Below are 21808 nucleotides of genomic sequence, written 5' to 3'. Positions count from 1 at the left end.
AGCTGTGCCCGTCAACCGACCTGGCACGTCAGGTCGGTGGCGGGATCGCCCCCGGAGCCCGACACCACGTACCCGAAGGTCGTCGATTCACCAGGGTCCAGCGCGCCGTTCCATCCGGCGTTGTGGACCATCACCTCCTGCCCCTGCACGGTCATCGTGCCGCTCCACAGGCTGTCGATCGCCTGCCCGTCGGGCAGCGTCCAGTCCACCATCCAGCCGAGCATGGGGACGTCGCCGGTGTTGGTGACGGTCACCTCGGACTGGTAGCCGCCGGACCAGCTGCCGGTGGTACGGCGGGTGGCGGAGCAGTCGCCGGGCGGCGGCTCCGTCGGGGGGTTGCCCGGGTCCTTGATGCCGGTCACTTCCCCGTTGCCGCCGTCGAAGACGACGTCGGAGCAGGAGTAGAAGGTCTCCTGGCTGTCCGAGCGCTGCCACACCATGTAGATGATGTGCCGCCCGTCCTTGCCCTCGGGCAGGGCACCGGTCCACGAGTAATTGGCCTCGACCGTCCCCGGCGATCCGTTCAGCGGCGGGTGGTCGACCGAGAGGAACGGCTGCTCCTCCATGTCGTTCCAGGTGATCGGCTGGGTCGGGTCGAAGCCGTCCTTGGTGATGTAGACGTAGAACCAACCCGGGTGCGCGGCCCAGGCGTTGTACGAGAAGTCGACGGTCGCTCCCGCCGTCAGATGCGTGAGCGGCCAGTCGTCGCGCGGCTGGTTGAACCCGGTGAAGTTCGTGTTCCCGCCGCTGCACAGCTCTCCGTCGGGGACGAAGCCGCGGGTGCGGCCGGCCCCGTCCGAGCGGAGCACGGAGAACCAGTTGTAGAACGGCGTGGTGCCGCTCTCCTGGGCGGCCGCCGCGCAGGCCGGGTTGACGGGCTTGATCTCCCCGGTGTCCGTGAGCCCGTCCTGCCAGCACAGGAACGTGCGGCTGCCGGGCTTCATGGGCGTGCCGTGCGCCTCGGCCTTCCCACCTGCCGTGAACACCAGTCCCAGGGCCGGGATCGTGGTGACCAGGGCCAGCAGGACGAGGAAGAAGGCTCTGTACCGGGCGGGCAGCGGTAATCGCCCACTCGTCGCGAGTTTTGCTGCGGACATGACAAACTCGTCCCTTCGTTGTCGATTGCTCGATGGTCGTGAGGAACGTGCACGTGAGATGGGAACGCCGCCTGGGGGCGGGTTCCGGTCCGCTGCTATGGGAGCGCTCCCATCCCACTCTCTGTGAAGTTAGCGAGGGCCGACACTCTTGTAAACGCCTGGCGCACCACTCGGCACAGACACATCAGGTTCGTCTGTCCACCATGGCCCACCTGCCTGCGGACACACGAGGGCCGCACTCCCGTCACGAGCGGATGCGGCCTCGCCATGACTGAGAAACCCTGTTCATCTCACCACCAGTCGGACCCATTAGGCCCAACAGGCCCACCATGGTGCCGAGCCTGTGAAAAACCTCCGCCGTGAGGCATCGCTGCAGGCCGCTCGGCGACCGTTGCCGATCCGGAACGTGTCAGGCCTGGTCACGCCCGCCGCCCGACCCGAGACTCGGGCTGTGTCCCGCCGCCGTATCGCCACCGCCGTTGTCACCGTCGTCGTCCTCGCGCTGAGTCTCGCGAGCGTGGTGATGTACGTACACCCCTCCGGTTCCTCCAGCGGCCACCACAACCCCGGCATACCGCAGCGCACGCCGCCGGTCGAGTCGGACGGCAAGGCGCCGACCGTCGCCCCGGCCGTGTGCGCCGCACCGCCCGCCGCCCCGGCGCGCACCGCCCGGGCAGCCCCCCGACAGACGGCCAACCACACGGATTTCAACGGCGACGGCTTCCCCGACATCCACCTCGACGCCTGGTACCGCCCGAAGGAGGGCGGCGGCTGGCTGCACCACCGCGCCGTCGTCCCCGGCTCGGCACGAGGCATCGCCCCGGCGGCCGGCGTCTCGCTGAGCCTTCCCGGACTCGACCCGGCCACCGGCACCCGCCCGCTGGTCGCGAACAGCGCCGCCCACCTCACCGGGGACCTGGACGGCGACGGCCTGGCGGACCTCGTCGTCCAGAACCTGTTCCACGACCGCGAGCGCTCCTGGACCGGACAGAGCATCGTCTGGGGCAGCCGGAAGGGCACGCCGCGCATGGTGCGACTCCCCGCCGAGTACCCGCTGTTCCCGGCGACCGGTGACTTCGACGGAGACGGATCGCTGGATCTGATCGGACTGCGGGACGGCCACGAGATGCGGCCTGCGGGCTTCCACGAGCCGCGCCCCTCGGCCTGCCTCACCATCCTCTACGGGCCGTTCACCCGCACCGGCGCACCCCGAAGGACCGTCGCCGTCGAGGCGACCCAGGGTGGATACGTAGGTGTGTCCACCCTCGTCACCGGCGACTTCGACGGAGACGGCCGCGATGACGTGGTCACCCGCGGTGGGCTGCCCGTGCCGCCGGAGGATCAGGACGTGTCCGACTGGTACGACGAGGACCGCCTGCCCCGCGGCCTCGTGGACACCCGCTACTACCGCGGTACGTCCGCAGGACCGGCCGTGGCCGCCCTGCCTGCCCGCGCGGGCAGGGCTCTGCCACTGCCGGACCGTGACCGGACCACACCGCTGCTCACCGCCGGGAAACTGGACGGCGACCGGTTCACGGACATCGTCCAGACCGACGGCACGATCCTGCACGGCGGCCCGCACGGACCCGGCGCCGCCCGCACCAGCCGACTTCCCGCCCCCTACGACACCGCGGGCGAGGACCCACCCGGAACGTTGCAGACCATCGGCTACACCGGAGGCCCCGTCCTCGCCGACCTGAACGGCGACGGCCAGGACGACCTGGTGAACCGGGACTCCCGCAGCAAACCGGCGGGCACCGTGACCGTCCTGCTCTCGCAGCCGGACGGCGGCTACGCGCCCGCGCTCACCATCGATCGCTACCGGCTCCGCCTGCCCAGCCGTCCCACGCACAGTGCGGACGCCGACAACTTCGGCTGGGACGTCGCCGCTGCCGACCTCGACCGCGACGGCCGCGCCGAACTCCTCGTCGGCTACCGGGGCTTCTTCAAGCCCCGCGAGGAACACGGCTATTGGGTCTTCCCCGGAACAGCCGACGGCCCGGACATCAAGAAGGCGCGGTTCGTGCCCGTACGGATATTGGGCACAAGGTGACTGCTCCCGCTCTGTGCGTCCCTCCCCTGACCGAAGTGGGCAATGGCACAGCTCGGCCACACGGCGAGCGGGCACTGGTCGGTCTGCTCGCGCCTTGACACCGCCACCGCACACCGCGTACGCACGGCGAAGGGCCGCACCCCCGGGCGTACCGGGGATGCGGCCCTCAACTGCCGTGCGGACCGCTTACTTGCGGATCAGCGAGCGCAGCACGTACTGCATGATGCCGCCGTTGCGGTAGTAGTCCGCCTCGCCGGGGGTGTCGATACGGACGACCGCGTCGAACTCGACGCCGGTGTCGGTGGTGACCTTCACCGTGCGCGGCGTGGTGCCCTCGTTGAGCTCGGTCACGCCGGTGAAGGAGAAGGTCTCCTCACCGGTCAGGCCGAGGGACTCGGCCGAGGCGCCCTCCGGGAACTGCAGCGGCAGGACGCCCATGCCGATGAGGTTCGAGCGGTGGATGCGCTCGTACGACTCGGCGATGACGGCCTTGACGCCGAGGAGCGCGGTGCCCTTGGCCGCCCAGTCGCGGGACGAGCCGGAGCCGTACTCCTTGCCGGCCAGGACGACCAGCGGGACACCGGCGGCCTGGTAGTTCTGCGACGCGTCGTAGATGAAGGAGACCGGGCCGCCCTCCTGCGTGAAGTCGCGGGTGTAGCCGCCTTCGGTGCCCGGCGCGATCTGGTTGCGCAGGCGGATGTTGGCGAAGGTGCCGCGGATCATGACCTCGTGGTTGCCTCGGCGCGAGCCGTAGGAGTTGAAGTCACGACGCTCCACACCGTGCTCGGTGAGGTACTTGCCGGCCGGGGTGTCGGCCTTGATCGCACCGGCCGGGGAGATGTGGTCGGTGGTGACCGAGTCGCCCAGCTTGGCGAGGACGCGCGCGCCGGTGATGTCGGTGACCGGGGTCGTGTCCATCGTCATGCCCTCGAAGTACGGGGGCTTGCGGACGTAGGTGGACTGCGGGTCCCACTCGAAGGTGTTGCCGGTCGGGATCGGCAGCGACTGCCACTGGGCGTCGCCGGCGAAGACGTCCTGGTAGGACGTGGCGAACATGTCCTCGCCGATGGCGCTGGCGACGACCTCGTTGACCTCCTGCTCGGACGGCCAGATGTCCTGCAGGTAGACGGGCTTGCCGTCCTTGTCGGTGCCCAGGGCGTCCTTGGTGATGTCCACCTTCATGGAGCCCGCGATGGCGTACGCGACGACCAGCGGCGGGGACGCCAGGTAGTTCATCTTGACGTCGGGGTTGATGCGGCCCTCGAAGTTGCGGTTGCCCGAGAGCACGGACGTCACGGCCAGGTCGTGGTCGTTGACGGCCTTGGAGACCTCCTCCGGCAGCGGGCCGGAGTTGCCGATGCAGGTGGTGCAGCCGTAGCCGACGAGGTTGAAGCCCATCTTGTCGAGGTACGGCGTGAGGCCCGCGCGGTCGTAGTAGTCCATGACGACCTTGGAGCCCGGGGCCAGGGTGGTCTTGACCCACGGCTTGCGGGTCAGGCCCTTCTCGACCGCCTTCTTGGCCACCAGCGCGGCGGCGACCATGACGTACGGGTTCGAGGTGTTGGTGCAGGAGGTGATCGCGGCGACGGTGACGGCGCCGTGGTCGATCTCGTACGTCGAGCCGTCGGGGGCGGTGACCAGAGTCGGCTTGGACGGCACACCGTTGCTGACGGCCGGGGAGTCGGAGGCCGGGAAGGACTCCTCGCCCGCCTCGTCGGCGGTGTCCACGTAGTTCCGTACGTCCTGCGAGAACTGGTACGCGGCGTCGGCGAGGACGATGCGGTCCTGCGGGCGCTTCGGGCCGGCGATCGACGGGACGACCGTGGAGAGGTCCAGCTCGAGCTTCTCGGAGAAGTCGGGCTCGGCGGCCGGGTCGAGCCAGAGGCCCTGCTCCTTGGCGTACGCCTCGACGAGCGCGACCTGCTGCTCGGAGCGGCCGGTCAGACGCAGGTAGTTCAGGGTCTCGTCGTCGATCGGGAAGATCGCGGCGGTGGAGCCGAACTCCGGCGACATGTTGCCGATGGTGGCGCGGTTGGCGAGCGAGGTGGCGGCGACGCCCTCGCCGTAGAACTCGACGAACTTGCCGACGACGCCGTGCTTGCGGAGCATCTCGGTGATGGTCAGCACGAGGTCGGTGGCGGTGGTGCCCGGCTTCAGCTCGCCGGTCAGCTTGAAGCCGACGACGCGCGGGATGAGCATCGAGACGGGCTGGCCGAGCATCGCGGCCTCGGCCTCGATGCCGCCGACGCCCCAGCCAAGGACGCCGAGGCCGTTGACCATGGTGGTGTGCGAGTCGGTGCCGACGAGAGTGTCGGGGTACGCCTTGCCGTCACGGACCATGACGACGCGGGCCAGGTGCTCGATGTTGACCTGGTGGACGATGCCGGTGCCCGGCGGGACGACCTTGAACTCGTCGAACGCGGTCTGGCCCCAGCGCAGGAACTGGTAGCGCTCCTTGTTGCGGCCGTACTCCAGCTCCACGTTCTGGGCGAAGGAGTCCGGGGTGCCGAACTTGTCGGCGATGACGGAGTGGTCGATGACCAGCTCGGCCGGGGCGAGCGGGTTGATCTTCGCCGGGTCGCCGCCGAGCTCCTTGACGGCCTCGCGCATGGTGGCGAGGTCCACGACACAGGGAACGCCGGTGAAGTCCTGCATGATCACGCGGGCCGGCGTGAACTGGATCTCCTGGCTCGGCTGCGCCTGCGAGTCCCAGCCACCGAGCGCCCGGATGTGGTCGGCGGTGATGTTCGCGCCGTCCTCGGTGCGGAGCAGGTTCTCCAGCAGCACCTTCAGGCTGTAGGGCAGACGAGCGGAGCCCTCGACCTTGTCCAGCCTGAAGATCTCGTACGACTCGTCGCCCACCTGCAGCGTGCTGCGGGCGTCGAAGCTGTTCGCCGACACGACAGTCTCCTTCATTTTTGTGCGCGTACCACCGCATCCTGCCGCCACGACTCGTCGCCGATCCGCTAAGGTAAGGCTAAGTTAGGTTACCCTTACCAGGGTGGGTGGCTGCGGTGCGCCTCGGCAGATATCTCGATGTCGAGATAACTCTAGTACATGGGGGCTGTTCGGTCATGCCCTGACCCCTGCGCAGTGACCTGTCGCACGTCGAAGGAGGAGTGATTCTCATCGAAGGGTGAGTGACTGCTTGGCGCGGGTGTGTGCCCGCGGTCAGCCGAGCCAGCGCCCGTCGCGCATCAGGTCGCGCCCCCGCAGCTCGTTCGCCTCCCGCCACGCCTGGATGCGCCGCGGCCGGATCAGGAAGTACTGGTAGGGCTCGTCGAGCTCGCGCGGGTCGAAACCGGTCTTGGTCGCGAACGCGTCGCCCGCCTCCGGGCCGAGGTCGGCGATGTCCACCGGATCGGCGGTGCCTTCGACGACGACGACGTCGCGGGTCGGCCCGAGGCTGAGGCGCACCCTGCCGTCCGCCAGCAGGTTGCGGCCGGTGACCGAGGCGCGCGGCGTCGAGATGAGGAACGCGGTCCCGTCCCACAGGTACAAGAGCGGGATGAGGTGGACCCCGCCCGGGGAGCCCGACGTCGCGACCCAGAGATCGACGTCGCTCTCCAGTTTCGCGCGGGTGTCCCGCAGCCTCTCCTCAAGTCCACGCGGCGGCGCGCCCGTCATGCTTCCTCCAGTCACTTCGTGGAGAGCCCGTCCTCCGAGGGAGAGGATCCGTCGGTCATCGGTCGGTTCACCGGGCGGCCGTGTCGTGATCGGCGACCAGGCAGGGCAGGCGGCAGTGGCACATCAGGGCGTGAGGGCCGGCGATGCGGCCTCCCAGGCAAACCCGTCCGGGTCGGTGAAGGGCCCGGCATCGCCGCCGATCACCAGCCGGTGCGATCCCGTGCCGTCGGGAGAGACTCCGGCATCCTTGGCAAGGGCACGGCGCCTGTACAGCGCCAGTTTGACGGGACTCGACGCAGCAGCGAACTCGACGTACATGCGGCCGAAGCTCTTCGCCACGGCGAGGCCGCGCTCGACGTAGAACCGCTTGCTCGCGGCCACGTCCGCGACGCCCAGCAGGAGCACGATCTCGTCGATCTGCCGGGTGGCCGGGCCGGTGTCCTTCTTCGCCGAGGTCGCGACCTTCCAGATCGTCCCGTCCGGGGCCTGTACGACACCGCCGTAGCCCCAGAGCGACTTCGCGGCAGGCTTCAGCGGCGTGGCGCCGGCGTCGAGGGCGGCGTCGATGAGGCTGTTGACGGTGGCCGGCTGGGACACCGTGAGCGACAGCGTGAACCCGCGGAAGCCGGTTGTGGGTGCCTCCGAGGCCCGCAGGCGTATCTGCGTGTCCAAGCCGAAGGCGGTGGTGTAGAAGCGGTGGGCGGCCGTGGGGTCGGCCACGTCGAGGGTGACGGATTCGATGGATGCCATGGCCATCACGCTATGTGCGGCTCGGCGACCGGCGCTTCTTGATTCCTGACCGGTCTTGTCACCTGTTTCGCCACACACGGCGGCATCCCCGCCGCAGCGCCCGCCCCGCGCCGCCGGTAGGCGCTTGGCGGCATGCCGACCAGCTCGGTGAAGCGGGTGCTGAAGGTGCCCAGCGATGAGCAGCCGACCGCGAAGCACACCTCGGTGACGCCGAGGTCGCCACGACGCAGCAGCGCCGTCGCGCGCTCGATGCGACGCGTCATCAGGTACGCGTACGGCGACTCGCCGTAGGCCAGCCGGAACTGGCGGCTGAGGTGCCCGGCGGACATGTGCACGCCGCGGGCGAGCGCCTCGACGTTCAGCGGCTGTGCGTACTCCCGGTCGATCCGGTCGCGGACGCGGCGCAGTCGCGCGAGGTCGCTCAGGCGTGCGAGGCCGCTCTGGCGTCCGAGGTCGCTCAGGCGCTGCGCCGCGGGGCGTGCGCGCCCCCATGAGGGGTGACACATGAGAGAACTCCTTTTCCGACGTCAGCTTCACGCTAGGTGCGGCTCCGTGACCCGCGCTTCTCGATTCCTGACCGATCTGGCCACCTGTTTCACGGATGAGAGGCAAACCAGGACAACCAGAACACTTCGACACCCATTCGGCCGCACTCGAGTTGCGCGGAACGGATGCCCGACTGACCGTCAAAAGGTGCCCTTGCGCGCACACCAGCCTCACCCGAATGCCACACCGGCGCGAAGTCCATCTCATATCTGAGATAACCTGCGCCACATGGCAGACGATTACCTCGTACGCATCGGCAAGCTCATCCGTGACGCGCGTCAGCATCGCGGCTGGTCGCAGGCGCAGCTCGCGGAGGCCCTGGGCACCAGCCAGAGTGCGGTCAACCGAGTCGAACGCGGCAACCAGAACATCAGCCTTGAGATGATTGCCCGTATCGGGGAAGCGCTGGACAGTGAGATTGTCTCACTGGGGTACGCGGGGCCGATGCACCTTCGCGTGGTGGGCGGCCGCCGCCTGTCCGGATCCATCGACGTCAAGACGAGCAAGAACGCCTGCGTGGCGCTGCTTTGCGCATCGCTGCTCAACAAGGGGCGCACGGTGCTGCGCCGCGTCGCCCGTATCGAAGAGGTGTACCGGCTCCTCGAGGTGCTCAACTCGATCGGTGTCCGCACCCGTTGGATCAACGACCGAGTCGACCTGGAGATCGTGCCGCCGGCCGAGTTCGACATGGGTGCCATCGACGCGGAGGCGGCCCGCCGCACCCGCTCGATCATCATGTTCCTCGGCCCGCTTCTGCACCGTATGGACCATTTCAAGCTGCCGTACGCGGGCGGCTGCGACCTCGGCACGCGCACCGTCGAACCGCACATGATCGCGCTGCGCCGGTTCGGCCTCGACATCACCGCGACCGAGGGCCTCTACCACGCGCAGGTTGACCGCGCGGTGGCGCCGGAGCGCCCGATCGTGCTGACCGAGCGCGGCGACACCGTGACCGAGAACGCGCTGCTCGCGGCCGCCCGCCACAACGGCACGACTGTCATCCGCAACGCCTCGTCCAACTACATGGTCCAGGACCTCTGCTTCTTCCTCGAGGCGCTCGGGGTCAAGGTCGACGGCATCGGCACGACGACCCTGACCGTGCACGGCGTACCGAACATCGACGTGGACGTCGACTACTCGCCCTCCGAGGACCCGGTCGAGGCCATGAGCCTGCTCGCCGCGGCCGTGGTCACCGAGTCCGAGCTCACCGTGTGCCGCGTCCCGATCGAGTTCCTCGAGATCGAGCTCGCGGTGCTGGAGGAGATGGGCCTCGACCACGACCGCACCCCGGAGTACGTCGCCGACAACGGCCGCACCCGGCTCGTCGACCTGACCGTCCGGCCCTCCAAACTCGAGGCGCCGATCGACAAGGTCCACCCGATGCCGTTCCCCGGCCTGAACATCGACAACGTCCCGTTCTTCGCGGCCATCGCCGCCGTCGCCCAGGGCAAGACCCTGATCCACGACTGGGTGTACGACAACCGCGCGATCTATCTCACCGATCTGAACCGCCTCGGCGGACGACTGCAGCTGCTCGACCCGCACCGGGTGCTGGTCGAGGGGCCGACCCGCTGGCGGGCCGCGGAGATGATGTGTCCGCCGGCCCTGCGACCGGCCGTCGTCGTCCTGCTCGCGATGATGGCCGCCGAGGGCACTTCGGTACTGCGGAACGTGTACGTCATCAACCGCGGTTACGAGGACCTGGCGGAGCGGCTCAACTCGGTGGGGGCGCAGATCGAGATCTTCCGGGACATCTGACTGGCGGATGCCGCCGCCCCGTGTCTGACCTGCACCGATGCGGGTCTGGAGGGGGTGCGGCGGCACTTCTGGGACTTCTCTGGGACTTTGGGCGAGGATCGGGCTGTGCCCGGCCGCCCGAGGCTACGGCTACGCGAAGACCGCGTCGATGGCGGCGCTGCCGCGTGCGCCCTGGTGGGCCAGGAGGTGCGCGTACTTCCGGAGCGTGAACCCTGGGTCCGAGTGGCCGAGCCACCGGGCCAGGGAGGTCTTGCCAATGTCACCAGAGCCGGGCAAGGAGTGGTGCCGGCCCGCTCCCGGCTCACCGGCTCTGATACGTCACCTTGGCTGCCGCGCTGCTGCCGGGTTCAGGACGGGGTGACGGCCAACACACGGTTGAGTGCGCCGCCGGTGGGGGCGGTGAGGTCGTCCCAGGTGCCCTCCTCCGCGATACGGCCGGACTCGAGGACGGCGATGCGGTCGGCGCGGCGGATGGTGGCGGGGCGGTGGGCGATGACGATGGTGGTGCGGTTGCCCTGGGCTAGCGCGGCGGCGAGTTGGGCGTCACCAGCGTTGTCCAGATGTGCGGTGGTCTCGTCCAGCACGAGGATCCGAGGCTGAGCAAGCAGGGCGCGGGCGAGGGCGATCCGGGCGCGCTGGCCACCGGAGAGGGTGGACCCGCGCTCCCCGACCAGGGAGTCCATCGGAGCGATCCGGTCGACGCCGCAGAGCCGGGCCGTCTCCGCGAGGAGATCGTCGTCGGCGCCCGGTGCGGCGAGGCGCAGGTTCTCGGCGAGGGTGCCGTGGAAGAGGGGGGCGTCCTGGCCCACGACGGCGACGGCACGGCGCAGATCGGCGTCGGCCAGGTCGCGGAGGTCCACGGGATGGCCGTCGCCGGGCACCAGGTGGACCGCACCCTCGGACGGGTCCCAGAAACGGGCCAGCAGGTGGGCGCAGGTCGACTTGCCGGCGCCCGAGACACCGACCAGGGCGAGCGTCTGCCCTGCGGGAACCGTCAGCTCGACCCCGTCCAGCACGCGTCGACCCCCGTAGTCGAAGGTCACCCGATGCAGCCGGATGCCCAACGGGCCCAGAGGGAGCGGGCGGGGTGAGGCGGGAGGCGGGGCGAGCGCAGGGGCTTTCAGGGCCGCGTCGACGCGGGCGGCCGCGGCGCGCAGACCCACGGCCTGGCTCAGTGCCCTGGCCGACTCGGCAACCGGGCCCAGCACCGACAGAGCGAGCGCCATCGCGGCCGGCGCCCATGCACCGTGCAGCCGCCCGGAGGTCACGGACTGCGCGGCGGCGGCCACCACGCCGAGGACCGCGAGCACGATGAGGGCGTCGCGGACGGCGGCGGCCATGGCCTCCCAGGTGGCCTCGGCCCGCTGAGCGTCACCCACCCTTCGGCCCTGTGCGGCGAGACGGCCGCGCCGCTCGGTCAGCCCGCCGAAGGCGAGCAGTTCGCGCAGCCCGTCGACGGCCTCCACGGTGTCGGCCGAGAGCTTCGCGGAGGCCGCCCGGGTGCGGGCCCCGCGCGCGGCGCGCCCGCGCGCGTCGGCAAAGGGCGCGACGGCCAGCAGCGCGGCGACCGGCGCCACCGCGACCAGCAACCACGGCTCCACCGTGGCCAGTGCAGCGGCTCCGCCGGTGAACACCACACCGGATGCGAGGAGTTGGGCCGTGGTGTGGGCGTAGAAGAACTCCAACGCCTCCACGTCGGCCATCGCGGTGGCGGCCAGGTCCCCGCTGCGGCGGCCGGCCACGCGGGCGGGAGCGCTGCGGGCGAGCCCGTCGAAGACCCGTACGCGCAGTTCGGCCAGCACCCGGTAGGCCAGGTCGTGGGAGAGGTCCATCTCGCGCCAGGTCATCAGGGCGCGTACGAGGACGAGGACGACCAGAGCGGTGACCGTGCCGGCCGAGGGGGCGCGGTCCTCGATGACGGCGGTTCCGACGGTGTGCGCGGCCAGCGTCAACAGCGCGACCAGCGAGCCCTGTTCGGCGAGCGCGGCGGCGCAGGTGCGGGTCATCATGACGCGGTGCCCGGCGAGGGCCGGCAGCAGGGCGCGCAGCGAGCCCCGCGCGGGCTCGGGCGCGTCGTCGGTGCTTCCGGGGGTGACATCGGTGCCCGCGTCGGTGGTGGTGCTCATGCGGCGAGCCCTCCTTCGTAGGTGTGGCCCGCCTTGACGAGCTCGGCGTAGACGCCCCCGGCCTCGACGAGGGCGGCGTGCTCGCCGACGGCGTCCACGCGTCCGTCGTCAAGAACCACGATGCGGTCGGCGTGCCGGACGGCGGCGAGCCGGTGGGCGACCACCAGGACGGTCCGGCCGCTCGCGGCGTCCAGCAGTTCGCGGGCGATGTCCGCCTCGCGGCGTTCGTCGACCGCGCTCGTGGCCTCGTCGAGGACGAGCACCGGGGCGCCGGCCAGCAGGGCCCTGGCGAGGGCGAGGCGCTGGCGCTGCCCGCCGGACAGGGTGGCGCCCCGTTCGCCGAGGACGGTGGCGTAGCCGTCGGGGAGGGCGGCGATCTCGTCGTGGATGCCGGCGGTGCGTGCGGCGCGTTCCAGCTCGTCGTCGGTGGCATCGGGGCGGGCCAGGCGCAGGTTGTCGGCGATGGTGGCGTGGAAGAGGTAGGTCTCCTGGGAGACGACGGCGATGCCCTGACGCAGCGAGTCGAGCGCGTACCCGGTCACATCGCGGCCATCGAGGGTGATCCGGCCGTGCTGCGGGTCGCGGTGGCGCAGGAGCAGGGCGAGCAGCGTGGACTTGCCGGCACCCGAGGGGCCGACGATCGCGGTGGTGCGCCCTGCCTCGGCGGTGAAGGTGACGCCCTGGAGCGCGGGAGCCTCGGCGCCGTCGTAGCTGAACTCCACGTTTTCGAAGCGCACTTGGGGCGGGCCCGGCCAGTGCGCTTGTGCCGTTCCCGTGTCGGGGACCGCAGGTTCGGCGGTGCGTAGCGCCGCGAGCCCGTCCGCGGCTGACACGCCCAAGTACCCGGCGTGCCACTCGCGGGACAGGTCACGGACGGGCCGGAAACACTCGGAGGCCAGGAGCAGCACCAGATACGTGCCGGTCGCGGTGGCGGATCCGGTGGCGGCCGACCAGCAGGCCAGCAGGGCGGCGGCCACGGTGCCGCCCTGGATGGCCAGGTCGGTGAGGCCGGTGTCGACGAGCGACACGCGGAGCTTGGCGACGGTGGCCCGGTGCAGCGACGCCGACCGTGCCTCGAGCCGCTCCCGGGTGCGCCCGACGGCACCCGCGGCCCGCAGCGCGGGCATGCCCTGCAGTGCTTCGAGGTAGTCGGCGCCGAGTCCCTCGTAGGTGTCCCAGTGTTCCTTGCCGCGCTTGGCGAGGAGCCGGTCCCAGGCGCGCGGCCCGAACAGGGCGAGCAGGAGGGCGGGTACGAGACCGAGGAGAGCGACCGGTTCGACTGCGGTCAGGGCGGCGAGCAGCAGGGGCGGCACGGTGAGGGTGATGAGCAGCTGGGGCAGGTAGCGGGAGACGTAGGCGTCCACGCCCTCGACCCCGTCGACGAGGGTGGTGCGGACTGCTCCGGCGCGCGCTGTGGTCAGGTGCGCGGGTCCGAGCAGTCCGAGGTGGGCGAGGAGTTCGTCCCGCAGGTGCACCCTGACTTGTGCCCCGGCGCGGGTGGCGGTACGCCGCTGGTGGTAGCCGAGCCCTGCACGGGCGGCGACGACGCCGAGCACCGCGCCGAGGAGCAGCGGGAGCCGGTCCGTGTCGCCCTGGGCCACGTCGGCGAGGGCGACTGCCAGCAGCACGGCCTGGCCGAGGTGGGTGACGGTGACGGCCCCCTGCAGGAGGGTGGCCGCGAGCAGGGGGCGCCGTGCGTGGTGTGCGGCGCGGCGCAGCTCGGGGTGAATGATCACAAGGACCCCTCTTCGGAGTGGGTGGTGCCGAGGGCAAGGCCGTGGATGATCCAGTCGCCGCCCGGTGGGGCGCCGAGGGCGGCGCCGAGGTCGGCCTGCTGCCAGGAGCCGACGGGGCGGCCGGACAGGCCGTGTCGGGCTGCGGCCACGTGGGCCAGGTGGACGGCGAAGCCCGCGCGCAGGTGTGTCCGGCGGATCAGCGGGGCATCGGCGTCCGCCGGACAGCCGTAGCCGAGCAGGGTCTAATAAATATGGTTTTCATATTTTGTCCATGGAAGAGGGTGATCCGGGTAACACACCGGCCAGCCGCCCTCGGGGTCCCGGCCGACCCGGCCCGCCACCTTGAGGACGTCCGCGAGCAGGCCGGGCGTGACGACCTCCTTCGGTGTCCCGTCGGCCACCACGCGGCCGTCCCGCAGGGCGACGATCCGCTCGGCGAACCGGGCGGCGTGGGCCAGGTCGTGCAGCACCATCACGACGGTGAGGCCGCGCTCCTCGCGCAGCCGCACCACGGTCTGCAGCACGTCGAGCTGGTGGTGCAGGTCCAGGTAGGTGGTCGGCTCGTCGAGCAGCAGGACGCGGGTGTCCTGGGCGAGCGCCATGGCGAGCCGGACCCGCTGCCGCTCGCCCCCGGACAGAGCGTCGACGTCACGCTCTGCCCACTGCTCCACACCGACGTCGCGCAACGCACGCCGTACGACGGGGTCGTCGCCCTCGCGCAGCATGCCGAGGGGGCCGCGCGCCGCGTACCGCCCCTGCCGCACGAGATGACGGACGGTCATGCCAGGAACAGCGGGGGCCGACTGGTGCAGCAGCGCGACACGCCGGGCGGTGGCGCGCCGGGAGAGCCGGGCCAGGTCGTCACCGCCGAGCAGGACGCGCCCCTCGTCCGGCCGCAGCAGCCCGGCGGCCAGCCGCAACAGGGTCGACTTGCCGCAGCCGTTGAGGCCGATGAGGGCGGTCAGCTCGCCCGGTTCGACGGTCACGTCGACACCGCGCAGCACGGGGCGGCCGGGGTAGCCGAAGCGCACTCCCTCGACATGGATCCCCACGGGTTCGGTCATGCTCTGTCCTTCGTCGACATCAGAACGTTCGGCTCGGCGTACGGCGTACGACGACCAGCAGCAACCCGGCACCCACGCACGCGGTGAGCGCCCCGACCGGGAGCGTGAGCCGCCCGGAGTCCAGCGCGACCGCCAGCAGCTGCGACACCAGCTGCGCCGCCGCGTCCGCCCCGCACACCACGGCCGCACCCACGAGGGCGGCACCGGGCAGCGTCACCCGCAGATCCGCACCGAACACGGCCAGGGCCAGGTGCGGCACGAGCAGCCCCACGAAACCCAGCGCCCCCACGGCGGCCACCGCACCCGCCGTCAGCGCCACGGCGCACACGAGGGCCAGGGTCCGCGCCCGCGCGGCGGACAGCCCGGCGGCACTGGCGATGTCATCGCCGCAGCGCAGCAAGGCCAGCGGCCCGGCCATCAGCCACGCCGCGGCACCCCAGGCGAGCGCCCACGGCCACAGCAGGTGCCAGTGCTGCCACACGCGGCCCTCGGTCGTGCCGACGAGCCACTGGACGACGCTGCCGAGCTCACCCGGCGCGACGAGCAGGACCATCGCCGTGAGCCCGCCGAGCACCGCCGAGACGAGCACCCCGTGCACGGCCGTCTGCGCGGGGTCGCCCGGGCCACGCCCGGCGAGCAGCCACAGCAGCCCGGCTCCGGTGAACCCGCCCACGCACGCGGCGACGACGACGGCGAAGGGTGATTCCCACCCCGCGAGTCCGAGACCGGTCGCGGTGACGGCCCCGAGGACGGCTCCCGGAGTCACGCCGGTGACCTCGGGCCCGGCGAGGGGGTTGCGCAGGGCGGACTGGAGGACCAGACCCGCCACGCCCAGGCACGCCCCCGCGCCGAGAGCCACCAGCAGCCGTGGCAGACGGAGTTGGAACAGGATGTGCCGTTCTGTCGCGTCGCCGCCGCCGCCGAGGACGTCCCAGACCATGGCCGGGGACATGCCCCGTCCAGCGGCCAACTCGGCGCACGCGCACACGACGACGAGCACGGCGAACACCGAGAAACGCCGGCTCACCGGGTCTCCCCCACTTCGGTCGGTACGACGTCGGGACCGCTCCCCCGCGACTCCGCGCCCGCGGACGTACGTGCCTCGGAACCCGCCGATCGCCGCCGCGCCGTCGGCCTCCGGTTGCCCGACCGGAGCAGCGCGACGCCGGCGGGCACCCCGAGGAGGGCCGTCCAGGCGCCGGCCGGAGTTTCCACGGGCGCCAGCGCAAGCCGGGCCGGCAGGTCGGCGACGGCCACCACGACGGAGCCCCACGCCGCCGACCAGGGCAGCCAACCCACCGCGTCGCCACCGGGATTGAGCCGTCGCGCCAGGTGCGGCGCGAGGAAGCCGACCCACGCCACGGGCCCGCACACGGCCGTCACGGGCGCGATCAGCACGATGGCGATGGCCAGTGCGGCGAACCGGGCCCGCTGTGCGCGCACCCCCAGCGCCTCGGCGTCCTCGTCCCCCAGCCGCAGCACCGACAGCACCGGCGCGCACAGCACGAGCGCGGGCACGGCGACCAGCAGCCAGGGCCACAGCCCGGTGACGTCGTCCCAGGTACGGGCAGAGAGCGAGCCGAGAAGGTACCGGTAGATCAGCTGGAGGTCGAGCTGGTCGGCCATCACCATCAGCACGAGCAGCGCGGCCTGCAACGCGGCGGCGACCGCGGCCCCGGTGAGCAGCACGGCGGACGGGCTGCGCCCCAGCCCGGCGGCGAGCAGCGTGAGCGCGCCGCCGAGCGCTGCCCCGCCGATGGCCAGCAGGGGCTGGACGGCGGCGGGGATGGACACGGCCAGTACCAGCGGCGCGGCCACCCCGAGCGCGGCCCCGGACGACACGCCCAGCATCTCGGGGACCGCCAGGGGATTGCGCAGAGCCTCCTGCAGTACGAGCCCTGCCGCACCCAGGCAGGCACCGGCGACCAGCGCCAGCACCAGCCGGGGCACGCGGAGTTCGGTGACGACGACCCCGGCGAGCGTGGTGTCCGCGTCCAGCAGCGCACCGGGCAGCCGGTACAGCGGGACGTACGGCGTTCCCAGGCTCAGTGCGCAGGCGGACGCCGCGACCAACAGCCCAATGAGCACGACGAGTTGGCACGTCCCGCCGGATCGCGGGAATCGCCCGCCCCAGGCCGCCGCACCTACCGCGCTTTCCGTCGCGGTGCGTGCGCTCACCGCAGGGCGGCCGTGGCCTCGTCGAGAATGATGCCCAGCGAGCGGGTGCCGCGTCCCTTGGCCCACACCTCGGAGTTCACCTCGTGGACGTCCCCGTTCTTCACGGCCGGGATCTTCTCCCACAGCGGGTTCTTCGCCAGCCTCTCCGAAAGCTTGCCGTCCGCCTCGCCGAAGGCGATCGTCTCGACGAACAGCACGTCGACGTCGCGGGCGAGGATTTCCTCGAGGCTGTAACTCCCCTCGACGCCACGGGACTTCCAGGGGTAGTCGGCGAGCTTCGGGAACAGCCCAGCGGCCACGTCCGTCCCCGGGGTGGCGACACCGAAGTTCTCGTCGCTGCCGTAGATGATGAGCGCGGTCTTGTCACTCTTGTTCTTCTCGGCCTCGGCGAGCTTGGTGCGGAAGGTCTTCTCGGCCTTCTCGCCCTCGGCGGTGCGGCCGGTGAGCGCGGCGACATCGCGCAGGTACCCCACGCTGTCCTGCCACCTCTCGGGCTGCATGGGCCAGAACGTGGTGGCGTCCTTCAGGGCGGGGGCGAGCTTGCCGTGCGTGTCCTCCAGACCGATCACGAGATCGGGCTTGTGGGAGAGGATCGCCTCCACCTCGGGAGCGATGAACCCGCCGGGGATGATGTCGACATTCTTCGCCTTCTCCTCCCCCAGGAAGTCGGGATGGGCGAGGAGTGCGCTGTTCGTGGCCGTGGGGACGATGCCCAGCTCGGTCAGGATGTCGTCGCAGAGCGCGAACAGGCAGACGATGCGCTGGGGTTCCTTCTTCAGGGAGACCTTGACGCCGTTCGCGTCGGTCAACTCCCGTGTCGACTTGATGGGCTCCACGGCCACGTCGGTCTTCGGACCGGCCGCGGCGGCCTCGTCGCTCGCGGGTTCGGTGGACGCGCCGCATCCGACCAGTACGGACCCCACTACGGCCGCGGTGATCCAGCTGCGGACGGATCTCGACGGTGAGCGCAGCATCGATGCCCTCGCTTCTTCTCATGGTTCCGGAACGCATCGACCATACATGATAATCGTTTTCATCTGACACCCTCTTTCCTGGAGGCTCGCTGGACGCCGACGAGACCGTGCGCCGCGCCTCCTCCCCGCCATGGACGGCGCCTCCCGCCGCGAAGGCCCCCCTGGGAGGGCGTCCAACGCCGTGCGGTGGCCGCCTCACCCGGCACCGACTGGGTCGCCGTCACCCGTGGCAGCCACGGCGAGGTTCACGTCTCCGACGCCCGAACGGCCTGCGAAGCAGCCCACTTGAAGCTCTCAGGTGCTGGGAGAACAGCGGCTGCTCACGCCGACCGGCCTCTTGATCCGCCGCTCGGCCCGCCCGAGGAACACACGTCCGCCTTCGCCTGCCACTTCTCTCTCCCACAGCTGCTGGCTGCCGACGTACCCCCGGCCGGCTGGCTCGGCGCGACGGCGGGCTGGGATCGGCGGTGGTCGTGCTGGGCGCGATCGCCCTGGGCGAGGGGCTGCTGGCGGTGCGGCTGCGGCCGGAGCGGGAACGGCGCTCGTCGAGCACGAGCACACCGGCCTCCACGACAACCACCCGCACCTCGCGGACGCCGAGCGCGTGCGGGGCGGCTGGCGGCACAGCCACAGCGAGCTTGTCGACGGCTTGCACGCTCACCGTGACCAGCGGCCGGCGACCGCGCTCAGCACTCCAGAACCCGCCGCACCCGCCGCGACGGCCCGAACGTGTAGAGGTCCAGGATCTCGGGGGGATCGGCGAGGCCAGGGCCGCCGGAGCGTACCCACTCGGCGATGTCCGCCGTCACGTCGGGGTCGTTGACCAGCCCCAGCCAGACCGGTCGGCCCCCTGCGGCCCGTCCCTCCGGCGAGGGCTGGACGACGATGACGTTGGCCTGCTCGCACGCGTCCAGGCAGTTCACCGCCCGGACCTGGACGACAGATCCCAACTCTGCTTTCAAGTAGGCGAGTTGTGCGGCGTGGTCGACGCCGGGGACCTTGGCCGTGCCGCAGCAGCAGCCCCGGCACACGGTGACCGTGCACCGGGGAGCCGCCTGGACGGGAGTCCTGCGGCGGCTCACTCGGCGGCCCGCCGCCAGGCCGACTCGCGCAGCAGCCGCAGCCCGTTGAGGCCGACGATGACGGTGGAGCCCTCGTGGCCGGCGACGCCGAGCGGCAGCGGCAGGTTGCCGGCCAGGTCCCAGACGACCAGGGCGGCGATGAAGACTCCGGCGATGACGAGGTTCTGCACGACGAGCTTCCGTGCCCGACGGGACAGCGAGATCACGGCGGGTACGGTGGCGAGTTCGTCACGGACGATCACCGCGTCGGCGGTCTCCAGGGCCAGGTCGGAACCCGCCCGGCCCATGGCGACACCGGTGTGCGCGGCGGCCAGCGCCGGGGCGTCGTTGACGCCGTCGCCGACGACCATCACCCTGCGCCCCCCGTCCTCCAGCTCCCGGACCGCTTTCACCTTGTGCTCGGGCAGCAGTCCGGCCCGTACGTCCTCGATGCCGACCTCGGCGGCGAGGCGGGCGGCGGCACGGGGGTTGTCGCCGGTCAGCAGCAGGGGCGCGGTCCCGGTCAGGGACGCGAGCGAGGCCACGGTCTCCCGCGCGTCCGGGCGGAGCCGATCGGCGATGCCGAGCACGCCGGCCGGAGCACCGTCCAGTGTGACGAGCACGGCGGTCCGGCCGCCGTCCTCCAGCTCGCCGGCGAGCACCGCCGCGCGGGCGGAGGCGGCGTCGGTGGCCTCACGCAGCAGCCGCGCGGGAGCGCCGACCGAGACGGCGCGCCCGTTGACGGTGGCGGTCACTCCGACACCGGGCGTCGAGTCGAAGCCGTCCGCCGGTGCCGGCGCGAGTCCTCGTTCGCGCGCCGCGGCGACGACGGCCCGGGCCAGAGGGTGCTCGCTGGGGTTCTCCGCCGCCGCGGCGAGCGCCAGCAGCTCGTCCTCGGTCAGTCCGGATTCCGGGAAGGGCCGGATGTCGGTGACCCGCGGGGTGCCTTCGGTGAGCGTGCCCGTCTTGTCCAGCGCCACCGCGTCGACCTGCCCGAGCCGCTCCATCACCACGGCGGACTTGACCAGCACACCGTGCCGGCCGGCATTGGCGATGGCCGAGAGCAACGGCGGCATGGTGGCCAGCACCACCGCGCACGGTGACGCCACGATCATGAAGGTCATCGCCCGCAGCAGGGAGTCCGTGAGGCTCGCGCCGAAGGCGAGCGGTACGAGAAACACGGCGAGGGTCGCCGCCACCATGCCCAGCGAGTAGCGCTGTTCGACCTTCTCGATGAACAGCTGGGTCGGCGCCTTGGTCTCGGACGCCTCCTGAACCATCCGCACGATCCGGGCGATCACCGTGTCGGAGGTGTCCCGCTCGACCCGGACCCGCAGGGCGCCGGTGCCGTTGAGGGTGCCGGCGAAGACCTCGTCGTCCTTCTCCTTGGCCACCGGAAGGGGTTCACCGGTGATGGTGGCCTGGTCGACATCGCTCGCCCCGTCGAGCACGCGGCCGTCGGCGCCGATGCGTTCACCGGGGCGGACGAGGATGGTGTCGCCGACGGACAGGTCCTCGACGGCGACGGTCGCCTCGCTGCCGTCGTCCGCCACGCGGGTGGCGGTCGCCGGTGCCAGGTTGAGCAGACCGCGCACCGAGTCGGCGGTCCGGGCGGTGGCCAACGCCTCCAGGGCGCCCGAGGTCGCGAAGATCACGATCAGCAGGGCGCCGTCCATGATCTGCCCGATCGCGGCCGCTCCGAGCGCGGCGACGATCATCAGGAGGTCGACGTCGAGCGTCTTCTCCTTCAGCGCCTGCAGGCCGGCCCAGCCCGGCTCCCAGCCGCCGGTCGCGTACGACAGCGCGTACAGCGGGCCCCATGTCCACGCCGGGGCGCCGGTGAGCTGGAGCGGCAGCGCGAGCAGGAAGAAGACGGTGGCGGCTGCCGCCCAGCGCGCCTCGGGCAGGGCGAGGACCCGGGTACGGCGCCGGGGGACGTCGCTTCCGTGCGGGGGCGCGGCCCGGTCGACCGTGGGTGAGGTGAGGGTGGAGGTCATCGGAGCGGAAGTCCTTCACGACGGCATGACGAGGTGACGGCAGCCGGGACACCCGGTGCCGCTCACACCACCGTACAGGACCACATGAAGATGCATTCATGCATTCATGGATGCACCCCCCTAGGATGAGGCCATGGGCCACGGAGCTGACGCCAAGACCACCGCCACCGCGCGCGAGCGCCTTGAAACCGTGGGCGCGGCCGAAGTGGCCGCCACGCTCCAAGCCCTGGCCACACCCTCCCGGCTGCGGATCCTGGCCCGCCTCCAGGAAGGCCCCTGCGCGGCGACCGAACTCGCCGACGCCGTCGGCATGGAACAGTCCGCCTGCTCCCACCAGCTGCGCCTGCTGCGCAACCTCGGCCTGGTCACCGGCGAACGCCGAGGCCGCTCGATCATCTACGCGCTCTACGACAACCACGTCGCCGAACTCCTGGAGCAGGCCCTCTACCACGTCGAGCACCTGCGCCTCGGCCTACGCGACGCCGCCCCGGCCACGGCGGGCGTGGCCGAGGCGCGCTGAACCCGGCAACCGCGTCACCTCACCCGACTCAGGGACCGGCTTCGGCGTCAGACATCTGGACACCCGGACGATCCAGGGCCGGGCATCCCCGTCGTGACCGGCATGCCGGTGGCCGTCGCGTACGTGGTCGACGTGGTCACCATGAGGCACCGCGACATGACCGCAGCCCTCGCCGTGCTGGTGCGTGTGGTCGGGGATGGGGGGTGCGTGGTGGCCATGGGTCCCTCCGGTAGCCCTTCAAGGCCGGCCACGCTCGACGCATTTGCGCCACTGACTCAAAGCTGCTCCTCCCCGAGCCGCATCGCACTCATGCCACACAGG

At 71.4% G+C, this 21808-nt stretch carries 17 protein-coding genes and 1 pseudogene; 4 read left to right on the top strand and 14 right to left on the bottom strand.

Annotated elements, in window-relative coordinates; all coding sequences use genetic code 11:
* Positions 1-11 precede the first annotated feature (11 nt).
* Positions 12-1097: a lytic polysaccharide monooxygenase auxiliary activity family 9 protein gene (locus H1D24_RS17995; RefSeq protein WP_181658619.1), complete on the bottom strand. Its 1086-nt coding sequence runs from the start codon at positions 1095-1097 to the stop codon at positions 12-14.
* Positions 1098-1548: 451 nt separating this feature from the next.
* Between H1D24_RS17995 and H1D24_RS43600 the strand changes: the two genes are divergently transcribed.
* Positions 1549-3150, top strand: a complete 1602-nt coding sequence (locus H1D24_RS43600) for an FG-GAP repeat domain-containing protein (RefSeq protein WP_181658618.1) — start codon at positions 1549-1551, stop codon at positions 3148-3150.
* A gap of 186 nt (positions 3151-3336) precedes the next feature.
* On the opposite strand, the gene acnA is transcribed toward H1D24_RS43600, so the two are convergent.
* From acnA to H1D24_RS17970, 4 genes are all read right to left on the bottom strand, one after another.
* The gene (acnA, locus tag H1D24_RS17985; RefSeq protein ID WP_309484373.1) at positions 3337-6051 is read right to left on the bottom strand and encodes an aconitate hydratase AcnA; all 2715 of its coding nucleotides are present in this window, start codon (positions 6049-6051) and stop codon (positions 3337-3339) included.
* 270 nt (positions 6052-6321) lie between these two features.
* On the bottom strand, positions 6322-6777 hold the full coding sequence (locus H1D24_RS17980; RefSeq protein ID WP_181658616.1) for a pyridoxamine 5'-phosphate oxidase family protein: 456 nt from the start codon (positions 6775-6777) through the stop codon (positions 6322-6324).
* Positions 6778-6900: 123 nt separating this feature from the next.
* Positions 6901-7527 (bottom strand): VOC family protein, encoded by a 627-nt coding sequence (locus H1D24_RS17975; protein ID WP_181658615.1) that lies wholly within the window; start codon positions 7525-7527, stop codon positions 6901-6903.
* A gap of 5 nt (positions 7528-7532) precedes the next feature.
* Positions 7533-8033 carry a helix-turn-helix transcriptional regulator gene (locus H1D24_RS17970; RefSeq protein WP_181658614.1) on the bottom strand — a complete coding sequence of 167 codons (501 nt, stop codon included), beginning with the start codon at positions 8031-8033 and terminating at the stop codon, positions 7533-7535.
* 268 nt (positions 8034-8301) lie between these two features.
* Here H1D24_RS17970 and H1D24_RS17965 point away from each other — a divergent pair, with 268 nt between their 5' ends.
* The gene (locus H1D24_RS17965; RefSeq protein ID WP_181658613.1) at positions 8302-9831 is read left to right on the top strand and encodes a UDP-N-acetylglucosamine 1-carboxyvinyltransferase; all 1530 of its coding nucleotides are present in this window, start codon (positions 8302-8304) and stop codon (positions 9829-9831) included.
* 347 nt (positions 9832-10178) lie between these two features.
* Here the strand turns inward: H1D24_RS17965 and H1D24_RS17960 are convergent, their stop codons facing one another.
* From H1D24_RS17960 to H1D24_RS17930, 7 genes are all read right to left on the bottom strand, one after another.
* Positions 10179-11957, bottom strand: a complete 1779-nt coding sequence (locus tag H1D24_RS17960) for an ABC transporter ATP-binding protein (RefSeq protein ID WP_181658612.1) — start codon at positions 11955-11957, stop codon at positions 10179-10181.
* Positions 11954-13693: an ABC transporter ATP-binding protein/permease gene (locus H1D24_RS17955; protein WP_181658611.1), complete on the bottom strand. Its 1740-nt coding sequence runs from the start codon at positions 13691-13693 to the stop codon at positions 11954-11956. The genes H1D24_RS17960 and H1D24_RS17955 overlap by 4 nt, the downstream gene beginning before the upstream one ends.
* Positions 13690-13842, bottom strand: a complete 153-nt coding sequence (locus H1D24_RS44075; protein ID WP_374064256.1) for a hypothetical protein — start codon at positions 13840-13842, stop codon at positions 13690-13692. The genes H1D24_RS17955 and H1D24_RS44075 overlap by 4 nt, the downstream gene beginning before the upstream one ends.
* A 93-nt stretch (positions 13843-13935) precedes the next feature.
* Complete coding sequence (locus H1D24_RS17945) at positions 13936-14757, bottom strand: ABC transporter ATP-binding protein (protein ID WP_181658610.1); 822 nt, start codon at positions 14755-14757, stop codon at positions 13936-13938.
* 19 nt (positions 14758-14776) lie between these two features.
* Positions 14777-15784, bottom strand: a complete 1008-nt coding sequence (locus tag H1D24_RS17940) for a FecCD family ABC transporter permease (RefSeq protein WP_181658609.1) — start codon at positions 15782-15784, stop codon at positions 14777-14779.
* Entirely contained in the window at positions 15781-16830 is a 1050-nt protein-coding gene (locus tag H1D24_RS17935) for a FecCD family ABC transporter permease (RefSeq protein WP_258564158.1), read from the bottom strand. The genes H1D24_RS17940 and H1D24_RS17935 overlap by 4 nt, the downstream gene beginning before the upstream one ends.
* 101 nt (positions 16831-16931) lie before the next feature.
* Complete coding sequence (locus tag H1D24_RS17930) at positions 16932-17909, bottom strand: ABC transporter substrate-binding protein (RefSeq protein WP_181658608.1); 978 nt, start codon at positions 17907-17909, stop codon at positions 16932-16934.
* A gap of 106 nt (positions 17910-18015) precedes the next feature.
* On the opposite strand from H1D24_RS17930, the pseudogene H1D24_RS44070 reads away from it, so the two are divergent.
* A pseudogene (locus H1D24_RS44070) lies at positions 18016-18203 on the top strand (hypothetical protein); the annotation flags it as partial.
* A gap of 392 nt (positions 18204-18595) precedes the next feature.
* Here the strand turns inward: H1D24_RS44070 and H1D24_RS17925 are convergent.
* Together H1D24_RS17925 and H1D24_RS17920 are read right to left on the bottom strand one after the other, a co-directional pair.
* Entirely contained in the window at positions 18596-18991 is a 396-nt protein-coding gene (locus H1D24_RS17925; protein ID WP_181658607.1) for a (2Fe-2S) ferredoxin domain-containing protein, read from the bottom strand.
* Positions 18988-20967: a heavy metal translocating P-type ATPase gene (locus H1D24_RS17920; protein WP_181658606.1), complete on the bottom strand. Its 1980-nt coding sequence runs from the start codon at positions 20965-20967 to the stop codon at positions 18988-18990. Before H1D24_RS17920 ends, H1D24_RS17925 begins: the two co-directional genes overlap by 4 nt.
* A gap of 133 nt (positions 20968-21100) precedes the next feature.
* On the opposite strand from H1D24_RS17920, the gene H1D24_RS17915 reads away from it, so the two are divergent.
* Entirely contained in the window at positions 21101-21487 is a 387-nt protein-coding gene (locus H1D24_RS17915; RefSeq protein WP_181658605.1) for an ArsR/SmtB family transcription factor, read from the top strand.
* The last annotated feature ends 321 nt before the right edge of the window (positions 21488-21808 follow it).

Origin of the sequence: Streptomyces himalayensis subsp. himalayensis (assembly GCF_013778455.1) — a bacterium.
Taxonomy (GTDB): Bacteria; Actinomycetota; Actinomycetes; order Streptomycetales; family Streptomycetaceae; genus Streptomyces; species Streptomyces himalayensis.
The sequence above is the reverse complement of the archived record's forward strand: the minus strand, read 5'-3'. Positions and strand labels throughout refer to the sequence as shown.

Coding starts and splice junctions, on each gene's coding strand:
- H1D24_RS17995 (WP_181658619.1), bottom strand. CDS start 1,097: ATGTCCGCAGCAAAACTCGCGACGAGTGGGCGATTACCGCTGCCCGCC.
- H1D24_RS17945 (WP_181658610.1), bottom strand. CDS start 14,757: ATGACCGAACCCGTGGGGATCCATGTCGAGGGAGTGCGCTTCGGCTAC.
- H1D24_RS17975 (WP_181658615.1), bottom strand. CDS start 7,527: ATGGCATCCATCGAATCCGTCACCCTCGACGTGGCCGACCCCACGGCC.
- H1D24_RS17920 (WP_181658606.1), bottom strand. CDS start 20,967: ATGACCTCCACCCTCACCTCACCCACGGTCGACCGGGCCGCGCCCCCG.
- H1D24_RS17980 (WP_181658616.1), bottom strand. CDS start 6,777: ATGACGGGCGCGCCGCCGCGTGGACTTGAGGAGAGGCTGCGGGACACC.
- H1D24_RS17970 (WP_181658614.1), bottom strand. CDS start 8,033: ATGTGTCACCCCTCATGGGGGCGCGCACGCCCCGCGGCGCAGCGCCTG.
- H1D24_RS17930 (WP_181658608.1), bottom strand. CDS start 17,909: ATGCTGCGCTCACCGTCGAGATCCGTCCGCAGCTGGATCACCGCGGCC.
- H1D24_RS17965 (WP_181658613.1), top strand. CDS start 8,302: ATGGCAGACGATTACCTCGTACGCATCGGCAAGCTCATCCGTGACGCG.
- H1D24_RS17915 (WP_181658605.1), top strand. CDS start 21,101: ATGGGCCACGGAGCTGACGCCAAGACCACCGCCACCGCGCGCGAGCGC.
- H1D24_RS17960 (WP_181658612.1), bottom strand. CDS start 11,957: ATGAGCACCACCACCGACGCGGGCACCGATGTCACCCCCGGAAGCACC.